This is a genomic window from Streptomyces sp. NPDC001070 (genome assembly GCF_053598835.1).
This window is the reverse complement of the sequence record NZ_JBSFLB010000011.1, coordinates 98,040-110,373: the sequence shown is the minus strand read 5'-3', so window position 1 is coordinate 110,373 and position 12,334 is coordinate 98,040. Positions and strand designations below refer to the sequence as shown.

Sequence of the window (12,334 nt, the reverse complement as noted above, 5' to 3'; positions counted from 1 at the left end):
CAGGGAGGCAACCATGGAAACCGATGCCCTGACGGCCGGAACCCTGCGAGACCTACGCGCGACCAGGCCCTATCCGGCGGTGTCGCTGACCATGCCGACACATCGGCGCGAACCGGACAACGCCCAGGACGCCGTACGGCTGCGCAATCTGCTCGCCGAGGCCGAGCGCCGGATCGAGCACGATCCCGAGGCCTCCCGCCGGGCCAGGATGGCCATCAAGACCCAGCTCAAGGCCGCGGCCGCCGAGGTCGACCTGCGCTACTCGCTGGACGGACTCGTCATGTACGCCACGGAGCGGGACCACCAGATCTGGACCCTGCCCCGGGCCGTACCCGAGCGCGTGGTGCTCGGCGACAGCTTCCTCACCCGCAACCTGGTCGCCGCCAAGGCCAGGGCCCGCCCGTTCTGGGTGCTGGCGGTGGCGGCCGACCGCGCCACGCTGTGGGGCGGCACCGGCCAGTCGCTCCACCCCCACGAGGCCCAGGGGTTCCCGGTGGAGCCGGATCCCGTGCAGTGGGACCCCGAACGGCAGGAACAGGTCGGCGACCACCCGAGCACCTTCCGGGACGAGGAGACGCGGCGCTTCCTGCGGTCCGTCGACAGCGCCCTCGCCTCGCTCCTGGCCACCGACAGCCGGCCGCTGTACGTGGTCGGCCTGCCCGACGCGGTCAGCCTGCTGAAGGAGGTCGGCACGGCGGCCGACGCCGCGGTGGCCACCGTGCTCAAGGGCGGCCTGGCCGGTGGTCCGGCGCAGGTGCTGCTCCAGGAACTCGCCCCGGCGCAGAAGGAGTTCGCCGAGCGGGAGACCGAACGCATCGGCCGCAGGCTGGTCGACGCCCGCAGCCGCAGGACCTTCGCGGCAGGGCTGGACGAGGTCTGGGAGTCCGTGCGCGAGGGCCGCGCCGAACTCATCGCCGTCGAGGAGGACTTCCAGCGCACGGTGCGCCTGAACGACGGTCATCTCGCCCCGCTGGACGGCGACGGCCCGGAGGCGGGCGGCTTCGAGAACGGCGTCCGCGAGGACATCGTGGACGAGCTGGTGGAGACCGCCCTCGACAAGGGCGCCGAAGTCCACTTCGTGGCGCCGGACAGCCTCGCCGAGCACGACCGGATCGCGGCGGTGCTGCGCTACTGAACCGGTGCGAGGACGTCACCCGGGCCCGCTGTCGGCGGCGGACCCGGGTGACCTGTGCGTGCGGTGCCGGGGCGTGGGGCCCGCCGGGCCCGGGTGCGGCTTCGCTCAGGACGCCTCGACGGCGGCCTTGATCCGCTGCCCGAACGCCGGGGCGTCCTTGCGCGCGGCGCTCAGGGCCACACCCACCAGGAGCTTCCCGAGGCCGTGCCCTTCCAGGTGGTTGAAGATCCGTACCCGCGTGGTGGTCTCGGAGACCGGCTGCAGGTCGTAACCGCCCTCGGCCGTGACCAGGTTCTTCGACTGCTCGGTCCAGCGGATCCGGTTGGGCGGGTCGAACTCGGTGATCCGGAACTCCCGGTGGCTCTTCATCCCGGCGTCCTTGACGGTGCTGGTGAACACCGTGCCCACCGCGGTCGGGCCGTCGGGCGTCCGTACGATCTCCTGCACCCGGGGGCTGAACTTGGGGTCGTTGCGCCCGTCGGCGAGGAAGGCGAAGACCTCCGCGACGGGCCGGGCGACCTCGACGACCGACTCGAACTGACCGCCCATATCGCTCCTTGATGGCTCGATGGCTCGCCGGCTCGCGCCCCCGGCGGCGGGAAACCGCCGTCTCCTCCGCCGACCCTGCCGCAACGATAGAGCCCTTCGCCGCGCCGGGCACACCCGCGCGTTCCGCATGCGTGCCGCGCGCGATGAGCGCTAGGGCTCCCCCGCACGTATGGAAGGCCGGGTTCCTTCCCGGACCCGCGGCAGTGAATGCCGGTGACCTGCAGGTACGGAAGCGGATGTAGGGGGCACGGTGAGGCGCACACGGCGTCAGGTGCAGCGCGCGCTGCGGCTCGTGGCCGTCGCGGGGATCGTCTGCGGCGGAGTGATGATGTCGCAGGCCTTCGGGGCGGCACCCGGCGGCACGCAGGCCAGGGGAGGCAGCCAGGTGCTGGACGCCCCGGACGGCGCGCGGGGCGCCACGGACGCGGCGGGCCTCGCCAGAGACCTGGCGGCGCGGCTCGGGGACACCCGTACCGCCGGGAGCTGGGTGGACCCCGAGGGCCACCCGGTGGTCGCCGTGACCGACGAGGACACGGCGGCGGAGGTCGGCGAGGCGGGCGCCCGGGCGAAGGTCGTCCGCTACAGCATGCGCGAGCTGCAGACCGCGGCCGGCGAGCTCCGCGACGCTCCGCGCGTGCCCGGCACGGCCTGGTCGGTCGACCCGGTCTCCAACGAGGTCGTGGTGCTCGCCGACAGCACGGTCTCCGCCGACGAGTGGGCGGGGCTGCAGTCGGTGGCGCGGGACATCGGCGGGCAGGTGCGCGTGGAGCGCACCGAGGCGGAGTTCACCACCAGGACCGCGGGCGCCGCCCCGATCCTGACCCGCGGCAGCCGCTGCTCCGCGGGCTTCAACGTCACCAACGGCACGACCGACTTCCTCCTGACGGCCGGGCACTGCGGCCCGCCGGGCACCAGCTGGTTCGCCGACAACCAGGGGACCAAGCCCGTCGGCACCACCGTCTCGACCTCCTTCCCCGGCGGCGACTTCTCGCTCGTCCAGTACCAGAACGACGCCTCGGACCACAGCAGCGTCGTCGGGATCGGCGGCGGCCGCGTGGTCCGGATCACCGGCGCCGCAGACCCGTTCGTGGGCCAGGAGGTCTTCCGCAGCGGCAGCACGTCGGGGCTGCACTCGGGACAGGTCACCGGGCTCAACGCGACGGTCAACTACCCCGAGGGGACGGTCAACGGCCTCATACAGACCTCCGTGTGCGCCGAGCCCGGTGACAGCGGCGGCCCGCTGTTCGCCCGGGGCTTCGCGCTCGGCGTCACCTCCGGCGGCAGCGGCGACTGCACCGCCGGCGGGATCACCTTCTTCCAGCCGGTGACCACCGCCATGCAGACGCTCGGCGTCAGCCTGCCCCGGGCCACCGACAGCGGCGGCGCCCCCGCTCCCGCCGCCGGAGCCGATACACCCGGCTCGGCTCCCTCCGCGTCTGCGGGCGCGCCCACCGGTGGCGCGGGCCAGGGCGGGGGCGGGGGCGCGGGCGGCGGTTCCGGCACCGGTTCCGGCGCGCAGCAGGCGGCACCGGGGGCACCCGGTGGAGCCCCGCCGGCCGCGGGTGGCGGGGCTCCGGTCTACCCGGGCACCGCGAGCGACCCGACGTCGCTCGGCACGATCGGCAGCGGCAGGGGCATCGGGCCCGGTCTGCTGATCGTCGCCGTCAGCCTCCTCGCGTTGCTGGCCACCCGGTGGATCCGGCCCGCCGCGGGATCGGGCTACGGATACGCACGCGGCTGAGACCGGCGGACGCGGCGGACCGGGCGGCCGGTCCCGGGGCGCGGGGGGGGGGAGCGGAGGATCATGGGGACATGACCAGTTCACCCCGCGCCCGCTCCTTCGACCGGGCCGCCGGCCGTTACGCCGCGAACCGCCCCTCGTACCCCCCGGCTCTCCTCGACGCCGTGGAGGAACTGGCGGGGTGCCGGCTGCGCGGTGCCCGGGTCGCGGACGTCGGCGCCGGGACGGGCATCGCCACCGCGCTGCTGCACGCCCGCGGCGCCCGGATGGTGGCCGTCGAACCCGGTGACGGGATGGCCGCGGAGCTCCGGCGCGAGCTCCCCGGCGTCGGCCTCGTACGCGGGGACGGCGACCGGCTGCCGCTGGCCTCCGGATCCTTCGACTTCGTGACGTACGCCCAGGCCTGGCACTGGACCGATCCCGGCCGGTCGGTGCCGGAGGCGCTGCGGGTGGTGCGGCCCGGGGGCGCCTTCGCTCTGTGGCGCAACGACCCCGATGCCTCGGTTCCGTGGATCGCAGCCCAGGAGGAGCGGCTGCACGGTTTCTTCGGGGCGCTGTCCCGCCCCCGCTCCGGCCGGCTGCCGGGCGGGCGGACTTCGCCGAGCGCCGCCTGCCGTGGTCCCGGCGGGTGCCCGTCGAGGTGCACCTGGCCAACATCGGTACCCAGTCGGCGTTCCTGGTGCTCGGGCAGGAGCGCGCGGACGCCTTCCTCGCCGCCGAGCGGGAGCGCCTGACCGGGCTCTTCCCGGACGGCGTGATGGAGGAGCGTTACGTCGTGACCTTGGTGCTCGCGATCCGCTGACGCGCCGGCCCGGTGGTGCCGGACGCCGCGGGCCGCCCGCGGTTGATGAGGACGACGCCCGCGATGCCGATGGCGCCGCCGACGATCTCGGCCGGCCGGGGGAGCTCGCCGAGCCACACGAACGCCACGGCGATGGCCACCGGCGGTACGAGGTACAGGGCCGCCGTGGAGGTGGCGAGGCTGAGCCGGGCGACCGCGTACCCCCAGATCACGAAGCCCAGCGCGGACGGCAGCAGCCCGAGATAGACCGCCGAGGCGAGGGCCGAGCCGGGTGCGCGGGCCATCGCCGCGAGGGTGCCGGGGGCGAGCGGCAGCAGCATCAGCGTGCCGGCCCACATCGCGTAGCAGGCCACCTCGAGCCCCGTGTAGCGGCGCAGCAGCGGCTTGGTGGCGGCGTGGTACGTGCCCTGGACGACCGCCGCGCCGAGGACGACGAGCGCCCCGGCGGTGAAGTGCGCGCCACCACGGGCGAGGGCGATGACGGCGGCCCCGCCGATCGCCACCAGGCTGCCCAGGACGACGGTGCGGGTCAGGCGCTCGCCGAGGAACGCCGTGGCGAGCAGCACGCTGAAGGCGGGGGCGATGGCCACCAGCAGACTCGCCGTCCCGGCGGGGACGTGCACCTCGCCCCAGTTGAGCAGTAGCTGGTACGCGGCCATGCCGGTCAGGCCGCACAGCCCGACGAGCGGCAGGTCGCGCCGCCGCGGCGGGCGCACGCCGAGCAGGGGGGCGGCCACGGCGAGTGCGGCCGAGGCCACGGCCAGCCGCAGGAACGACAGGTTGGCCACCCCCAGCCCTTCCAGGCCGACGCGGATGGCGGGGAACGCCGAGGCCCACAGCACGACGGTGCCGGCCAGGGCGAGCACACGGGGGGACGGAACGGGACTCTTCACGCGTTCCACTGTCCCGGCTAGGATAATAAAGATCCAGTTACTCTTTCTATGGCAAATGAGAAGGTTTCCTAATGCTAGACGTCCGCCGGCTGAGCCTGCTGCGGGCCTTCTCGGTGCACGGCACGGTCGCGGCCACAGCCGAGGCCCTGCATCTGACCGGCCCGGCCGTCTCCCAGCAACTGGCCGCCCTGGAACGGGAGACCGGGGTCCCGGTCCTGGAGAAGCAGGGCCGTACGCTGCGGCTGACCGCGGCCGGGCGGCTGCTGGTCGAACACGCGGAGGTGATCCTCGGTGATCTGGCCTCCGCCGAGGCCGCGTTGGAGAACCTGCGCGGGGGCGCGGGCGGCCCGGTGCGCGTGGCCGCCTTCCCGTCGGCGGCGCGCACCCTGCTGCCGGCGGTGTGGCGTCTCCTCGCCGGGGAGGCAAAAAGTGGGGAGGACGCGGGCGATGCGGGCGGTGCGGCGCCCGCGCTCCGGATCGGCGAGCACGAGCCGGACGCCGCCGTGGAGTTGCTGCGGCGCCGCGGGACCGACATCGCCGTCGTCCATGCGTACAGCCTGCTCCCGCGCGAGGTGCCCGCGGGATGCGAGCAGCACCATCTGCTGGAGGACCCGGTGTTGCTCGCCCTGCCCCCCGCGCTCGCCGCCGAGCACGGTCTCGCCCCGGGCCGGCCCGTCGACCTGGCGCTCCTCGCCGGGCAGGACTGGCTCATGCCCGGGCAGGAGACCTCCTGCCACGAACTGACCCGGCGGGCCTGCGGCGCCGCCGGCTTCGTGCCCCGGCCGGTGGCGCTGGCCAGCGACTTCTCCGTCATCACCGCCCTCGTCGCGGCCGGTGCCGGGGTCGCCCTCGTCCCGCGGCTGGCCCTGCCCGCGTCCCTCGACGGCGTCAGCCTCCACCCGCCGGCCCGCCCGGTGACCCGTACGGTCTCGGCGCTGCTGGCCGCCGGTACCGCCGGGCAGCCGCCGCTGCGCCGGGTGCTGGAGTGTCTGGTGGCAGCGGCCGGGGAGCACGCCTAGCTTGGGCGGAGCGGCTCGGGCGGACCGCCCGCGACAGGGAACGAGGAGGCACATGTGAAGAGCGCCGAACTGCTCGCCGACGCCTTCGGCAGGATCCGGGAGACCGTGCACGAGGCCGTGGACGGGTTGTCCGCGCAGAGCCTGCACGCGCGGCCCGACGACGGGGCCAACCCGATCGCCTGGCTCGTCTGGCATCTGACCCGCATTCAGGACGATCACGTGGCCGGCGTCGCGGGCAGCGAGCAGTTGTGGACCGCCGACGGCTGGGCCGACCGCTTCGGTCTGCCCTTCGCGCCGTACGACACCGGCTACGGCCACCGGCCCAAGGACGTCGCCGCGCTGCGCGTGGAGTCGGGAGAGCTGCTGACCGGCTATCACGACGCCGTCCACGACAACACGCTGCGGTATCTGCGGACGCTGCGGGAGACGGACTTCCCGCGTGTCGTCGACACCTCCTGGGATCCGCCGGTGACGCTCGCGGTGCGGCTGGTCAGCGTCGTGTCGGACGACCTGCAGCACGCCGGGCAGGCCGCCTACCTGCGGGGCTGCGTGGAACGCGGCGCGCTGTAGCCCGGCTCACGTCCGCGGGGAACCGGCCTCGGCGCGCTCGTACCGGAGCAGCACGACCCCGTTGCCGAAGGCCTGCGTCCCGGTGCGCCGGAGGGCGGTCCTGGTGTCCGTGTCGGGGAAGGGCGACCTGCCCCGGCCGATGAGAACCGGGTGAACGTAGATCCGGTACTCGTCGACCAGCCCGGCCCGCATGAAGGAGGCGGCCAGGTCGCCGCCGCTGAGGACGAGGTCGCCGCCCGGCTTCGCCTTGAGCGCCATGACCTCGTCGACGACGACGTCCCGCACGATCGTGGTGTTCCAGTCGGCCCGCTCCAGGGTCCGCGAATACACGAACTTCGGCATGTCGCGCCAGATCCCGGCGAACTCCGCCTCGGCCGGGGTGCTCTCCAAATCGGCGTCGGCCGTCGGCCAGTACCCGGCCATGAGCTCGTGGGTGACACGGCCGCTGAGGAAGCCGCCCATCGCCTTCAGTTGCTCGTTCATGTGGAGGTGCAGTTCCTCGTCGACCAGGTGCCAGTCGATGTCGCGGCCGGGTCCCTCGAAGAAGCCGTCGAGGGACACCGACGTCTGCAGGATGATCTTTCGCATGGCGGTCCTCACCGGGGTTGCGGACGACCCACCGGACGATACGCCCCCTCCGTCGCCCGGGGCGTGCTCTAGCCCCGCGCGGCCGCCGCGCCGGAGTCAGCAGCGGGCTCCTCGACCGCGCCGAGCGGGGCGGCCAGGGACTCCAGGCTGCGCCGCTCGGCCCGTACGCCGATCGCCGCCTCGACCAGGCCCGCGAGGGTCATCAGGGCGGCGCCCAGGCAGAAGGCGAGGGTGGTGTCGGCGGTCTCGCCACTGCCGACCAGGCCGTTGAAGAGCAGCGGGCCGCTGATGCCGCCGATGGCCGTGCCCACCGCGTAGAAGAACGCGATGCACAGCGCGCGGGTCTCCAACGGGAAGATCTCACTGACCGTCAAATAGGCCGCGCCGGCGCCCGCGGAGGCGAGGAACAGCACCGCGGTCCAGCAGGCCGTCATCGTCACCGCGCTCAGGGCGCCCTGCTGGAACAGGCAGGCCGTGCCGAAGAGCAGCAGGCCCGAGCCGACGTAGGTACCCGTGATCATCGGCTTGCGGCCGACCGAGTCGAAGAGGTGGCCGAGCAGCAGCGGGCCGAGGAAGTTGCCGACGGCGATGACGGCGAAGTAGTAGCCGGTGTCGCCGTTCGGCACGTCGAAGAAGGTGGTGAGGATGACCGCGTAGCCGAAGGTGACGGCGTTGTAGAGGAATGCCTGGCCGGAGAAGAGCGCCAGACCGAGCAGCGTCCGCCGGGGGTACTCGCGGGTGACGGTACGGGCGATGGTGAGAAAGCCCAGCTCGCCGCGGGGACGGATGAGGATGCTCTCGCCGGGCTCGGGCAGGGGTTCGCCGCTCTCCTCGGCCACGGTGCGCTCGACGCCGGCGACCAGGCGCTCGGCCTCCTCGGCCCGGCCGTGGGTGAACAGCCAGCGCGGGCTCTCCGGCACATGGCGACGCACCAGCAGGATGACCAGGCCCAGGACGACGCCGATGCCGAACGCGAGCCGCCAGCCGACGTCGGTGGCGAACAGCGAGGTGTCGAGGAGGGCGATGGAGGCGAACGCGCCCACGGCGGCGCCGATCCAGAAGCTTCCGTTGATGATCAGGTCGATGCGGCCGCGCACGCGGGCCGGGATGAGCTCGTCGATCGCCGAGTTGATCGCCGCGTACTCCCCGCCGATGCCGAAGCCGGTGAAGAAGCGGCACAGGATGAAGAACCAGGCCGACCACGACAGGGCGGTGACCGCAGTGGCCGCGAGATAGACGGCCAGGGTGACCATGAACAGCTTCTTGCGGCCGAGCCGGTCGGTGAGCCGCCCGAAGAACAGGGCGCCCAGGCACGCCCCCGCGACGTACACCGCGGCCGCCAGCGTGGTGACCTGGGCGGTGCTGATGTCGATGCCGCTGCCCTTCTCGGCCAGGCGTCCCGCCATGTTGCCGACGATGGTCACCTCGAGGCCGTCGAGAATCCAGACGGTGCCGAGCCCGATGACGATGCGCCAGTGCCAGCGGGTCCAGGGCAACCGGTCCAGCCGCGCGGGCACATCGGTCCGCATCACTCCCGGCGGGTCGGCGTGAGCCCTCGACGCTGCCATGGCCACCTCCCTGAACGAGCCGTTCTGTCCGGGAGCGCGCCTTCCCCCGGCCCGGTCGTTCATGCTCCAACCGTCACACGACGGCCCGCGGTGGTGCGCACCGGCGAGGTCCTCCTCACGCCCCTCAGCTGTAGAAGTTGCGCTGCCAGCGGTGCCGTGCCAGCACGGCGAGTTGTTCCGGCGTCAGCACGCGTCCGTCGCTCAGCGCGGTGTTGCGCTCGACGTTGCGCACGGAGCGCATGCCGGGGATGACGGTGGAGACCGCAGGGGAGCTCAGGACGAACCGCAGCGCGGTCTCGGCCATCTCCTCGCGGCCGATGCCGAGGTCCGCGGCGATGGCGTCCACGCGCCGTTCGACCTGTGCCGGGCGGTCGTCGCGGAAGTACCGGTTGCGGAAGTCGCCCTCGGGGAAGGTCGTGCCGGCGGTGACACGGCCGGTCAGGCCGCCCTCGTCGAGGGCCACCCGGACGATGACGCCGACGCCGTGCTCCTGGCAGGCCGGCAGCAGCGCGTCCGCGGGCGCCTGGTCGAAGATGTTGTAGATCACCTGCACCGTGTCCACCACCCCGCTGCGGACCAGGGCGAGGGCGCTGTCCGGCTGGTGGTCGTTGACGGAGACGCCGAAGAGGCGGATCCTGCCCTGCTTCTTCAGGTCGGCGACGGTCTCCGCCCAGTCCCCGCGGCCGACCCAATCGTCGCTCCAGACGTGGAACTGGAGCACGTCGAAGTGGTCCAGCCCGCTCGCCCGCAGACTGGTCTCCAGGCTCTCGCGGATGTGGTCGCCGGGGAACGCCTCCGCGGGGTCGACGCCGTCGGGCGCGGGCCACAGGCGGTTCCTCGGCGGCACCTTGGTCGCCACGAGGATCTCGTCCCCGGCCCGGGCCCGCTCGCGGACGACCTGTCCGACGATGCGTTCGCTCTCGCCGTAGCCGCGGGCGGTGTCGATGAGGTTCACGCCGAGGTCGACGGCCCGGTTCAGGGCCCGTACGGACTCGTCCTCGGTGGCGCCCACCCACGCGGACTCGCCGATCCCCCAGGCGCCGTAGCCGATCTCCGACACCCGCAGCCCACTGCGTCCCAGGTCCCGGTCGCGCACTCTCGTCCTCCACTCGGTGCCGTCGCCGGCGGAGCGATCTCCGCCGCCACGGCGATAGGCGACCGGCCCGCGAAAGGTCATCGGGGTTCCGGGGCGTGCCGTCGGCGGGGCGGCCCGCATACCCCAACCCGGTTGGCGTTGCGACGGATTCGGCGATTCCGCCCATACGGGTGCGGGCGGGTCCTAGCGTGGTCGGCCCAGCACGGATCACGGGGGGAGACAGGGGGATCGCTGTGCCGAACCCGTCCGCCCAAGGGCCGTCGCGGCGCCGCATGATCGAACCGACACGGGTCATCCCCGCGCGGGAGGCGGCCGGCCCCGACGAGCCGTGGGAGGACTCCCTCGGCCTCTTCCGCCCCGACACCGGTTCGGCGCCGCACCGGGAGGACGGTCCCGACACCCAGCCGCTCCCCCGCACCGAACCGCCCCCACGGAGGGTCGGGCCGCACGGCGCCGGGCCCCAACCCGCCGGGCCGCCCCGGACGGAGGGCCGGGCGACCCGCCCCCGGCGCTCCACGCGCGCCCTGCGCATCGCCGCCCTCACCGGCACCGGCGGCGCCGTCGGCTTCGCGCTCGCCTTCGCCCTGCTCTCCCCCGGCCCGGGCCCCGGCACCCCGAGGGACGCCGCCCCCGCGGCACCGGGCACACCCACGGCCGCCGCCCCCGCCGCGCCCGCCACCGGGATCCTGCGCGAGGGCGACAGCGGCCCGGCTGTCAGCGAGCTGCAGGCCCGCCTGCTGAGGATCCCCGACGTCTACGCGGGAGGCGCAGTGGACGGCCGCTTCGACGGGCGCCTCGCCGCGGCCGTCGCCCGTTTCCAGGTCTGGTACGGCGTCCGCGGCGACGAGAGCGGCGAGTACGGCGACGCCACCCGCCGGGACCTGGAGTCGCGTACGTCGGGCCTCGCCTCGGGCTGAGTCCGCGGGTGCCCCGACCGGTGGCCGTCGGGCGGCGGCCCGGGGGGCGTCCGTCGCGACAGGTGCGGTCGCCGAACGCCTTATAGATTGGATGCGTGGCCCTGTCGGACACGGGGGACGACCAGCACGCCGTCGCGACACCGCGGATCGACTACGCGGCGCTGTTCGCGGCGACGCCGAGCCCGTACCTGGTGCTGGACGCGTCGCTGGTGATCGTCGGCGTCAACCGGGCGTACCTGGAGGCGACCGGGCGGACCGGGGACGACCTGATCGGGCAGCACATCTTCGACGCGTTCCCCGACAATCCCGCTGATCCGCGGGCCGACGGGGTGCGCAATCTCAGCGCCTCCCTGCACCGGGTCCTGACCTACCGCGAGCCCGACACCATGGCGGTGCAGAAGTACGACATCCCGGTGATGACCCGGCCGGGGACGTTCGAGGAGCGCTGGTGGAGCCCGATCAACACCCCGGTCCTCGGGCCGGACGGCACCGTGGCGTGGATCATCCACCGAGTGGAGGACGTGACCGCCTTCGTCCAGGCCCGCCGGCACCGGCACACGCTGCAGGGCGCGGACCTGAGCGAGCGGGAACAGGCGATGGAGGCCGAGCTGTACGCGCGGGCCCGGGAGCTGCAGCGCCTGAACGAGCAGCTGCGCGAGGCCCACGCCCGCGAGCGCCAGGTCGCCCTCACGCTCCAGGAGGCCATGCTCCACTCGCCCGACCTCGCCCTGCACGAGGACATCGCGGTGCGCTACCTGCCCGCCGCGGGCTCACTCAACGTGTGCGGCGACTGGTACGACGTGGTCAACCTCTCGGCGAACTGCTTCGCGGTGGCGGTCGGCGACGTGGTCGGCCACGGCCTGGAGGCCGCCAGCGTCATGGGCATGCTGCGCAGCGCGCTGAGCGCGGCGATGCGGACCGTCGACGGTCCGGCCAAGGCCCTGGAGGTCGTCGGCCTCTACGCCCGCTGCGTCGACGGCGCGCTGGCCACCACCGCCGTGAGCGCCCTGATCGACAGGAGCCGGCACACGATCAGCTACAGCAGCGCCGGGCACCCACCGCCGGTCCTGCTCCATGCCGACGGCCGCTGCGAGTTGCTGGACCAGGCCACCGACCCGCCCCTGGGCGCACGCCCCACCCACGTCGCCCGCCCGCAGGCCGGACTGTCGTACCGTCCCGGGGACACGCTGGTGCTCTACACCGACGGGCTCATCGAGCGCCGTGACGAGGACATCGACATCGGCCTGGCCCGTCTGACCGCCACGCTCGGCGAGCAGCCCGCCCTCGGCGCGGAGGAGCTGGCCGACACCCTGCTGGCACGTCTCGGCCTCGCCGGCGGCGCGTCGGACGACATCGCTCTGGTCACCGTCCGCCTGTGACGGGCGGGCACCCCACCGGTGTGGCGGTCCTCGCGCGGTGGCCGGGCGGTCGGGCCCGGCCTACCGTGATCTGAAGG

Annotated in this window: 11 protein-coding genes and 1 pseudogene; 7 read left to right on the top strand and 5 right to left on the bottom strand. The window is 73.9% G+C overall.

Going from position 1 to position 12,334, the window contains the following annotated elements; genetic code table 11:
- Positions 1–13 precede the first annotated feature (13 nt).
- Complete coding sequence (locus tag ACWDAS_RS15745) at positions 14–1,135, top strand: baeRF3 domain-containing protein (protein ID WP_450390351.1); 1,122 nt, start codon at positions 14–16, stop codon at positions 1,133–1,135.
- 105 nt (positions 1,136–1,240) lie between these two features.
- Here the strand turns inward: ACWDAS_RS15745 and ACWDAS_RS15740 are convergent, their stop codons facing one another.
- Positions 1,241–1,684, bottom strand: a complete 444-nt coding sequence (locus ACWDAS_RS15740) for an SRPBCC family protein (protein ID WP_450390348.1) — start codon at positions 1,682–1,684, stop codon at positions 1,241–1,243.
- Positions 1,685–1,934: 250 nt separating this feature from the next.
- On the opposite strand from ACWDAS_RS15740, the gene ACWDAS_RS15735 reads away from it, so the two are divergent.
- The gene (locus tag ACWDAS_RS15735) at positions 1,935–3,425 is read left to right on the top strand and encodes a S1 family peptidase (protein ID WP_450390345.1); all 1,491 of its coding nucleotides are present in this window, start codon (positions 1,935–1,937) and stop codon (positions 3,423–3,425) included.
- 71 nt (positions 3,426–3,496) lie between these two features.
- Positions 3,497–4,227, top strand: a pseudogene (locus ACWDAS_RS15730) (class I SAM-dependent methyltransferase).
- On the opposite strand, the gene ACWDAS_RS15725 reads toward ACWDAS_RS15730, so the two are convergent.
- Complete coding sequence (locus ACWDAS_RS15725; RefSeq protein ID WP_450390344.1) at positions 4,194–5,120, bottom strand: DMT family transporter; 927 nt, start codon at positions 5,118–5,120, stop codon at positions 4,194–4,196. The pseudogene ACWDAS_RS15730 and the gene ACWDAS_RS15725 overlap by 34 nt on opposite strands.
- Before the next feature lie 71 nt (positions 5,121–5,191).
- On the opposite strand from ACWDAS_RS15725, the gene ACWDAS_RS15720 reads away from it, so the two are divergent.
- Both ACWDAS_RS15720 and ACWDAS_RS15715 read left to right on the top strand, forming a co-directional pair.
- Entirely contained in the window at positions 5,192–6,139 is a 948-nt protein-coding gene (locus tag ACWDAS_RS15720) for a LysR family transcriptional regulator (RefSeq protein WP_450390342.1), read from the top strand.
- A 54-nt stretch (positions 6,140–6,193) separates the two neighbouring features.
- Positions 6,194–6,709, top strand: a complete 516-nt coding sequence (locus ACWDAS_RS15715) for a mycothiol transferase (protein WP_450390339.1) — start codon at positions 6,194–6,196, stop codon at positions 6,707–6,709.
- A gap of 6 nt (positions 6,710–6,715) precedes the next feature.
- On the opposite strand, the gene ACWDAS_RS15710 is transcribed toward ACWDAS_RS15715, so the two are convergent.
- From ACWDAS_RS15710 to ACWDAS_RS15700, 3 genes are all read right to left on the bottom strand, one after another.
- A complete protein-coding gene (locus ACWDAS_RS15710; RefSeq protein ID WP_450390336.1) occupies positions 6,716–7,297 on the bottom strand; it encodes a dihydrofolate reductase family protein in 582 nt (193 codons plus the stop codon).
- A gap of 68 nt (positions 7,298–7,365) precedes the next feature.
- Complete coding sequence (locus tag ACWDAS_RS15705) at positions 7,366–8,865, bottom strand: MFS transporter (RefSeq protein ID WP_450390334.1); 1,500 nt, start codon at positions 8,863–8,865, stop codon at positions 7,366–7,368.
- Positions 8,866–8,989: 124 nt separating this feature from the next.
- Positions 8,990–9,961 (bottom strand): aldo/keto reductase, encoded by a 972-nt coding sequence (locus ACWDAS_RS15700; RefSeq protein WP_450390331.1) that lies wholly within the window; start codon positions 9,959–9,961, stop codon positions 8,990–8,992.
- 272 nt (positions 9,962–10,233) lie between these two features.
- Here ACWDAS_RS15700 and ACWDAS_RS15695 point away from each other — a divergent pair, with 272 nt between their 5' ends.
- Positions 10,234–10,878: a peptidoglycan-binding domain-containing protein gene (locus tag ACWDAS_RS15695; protein ID WP_450390329.1), complete on the top strand. Its 645-nt coding sequence runs from the start codon at positions 10,234–10,236 to the stop codon at positions 10,876–10,878.
- A 95-nt stretch (positions 10,879–10,973) separates the two neighbouring features.
- Positions 10,974–12,257 (top strand): PP2C family protein-serine/threonine phosphatase, encoded by a 1,284-nt coding sequence (locus ACWDAS_RS15690; RefSeq protein ID WP_450390327.1) that lies wholly within the window; start codon positions 10,974–10,976, stop codon positions 12,255–12,257.
- Positions 12,258–12,334 lie beyond the last annotated feature (77 nt).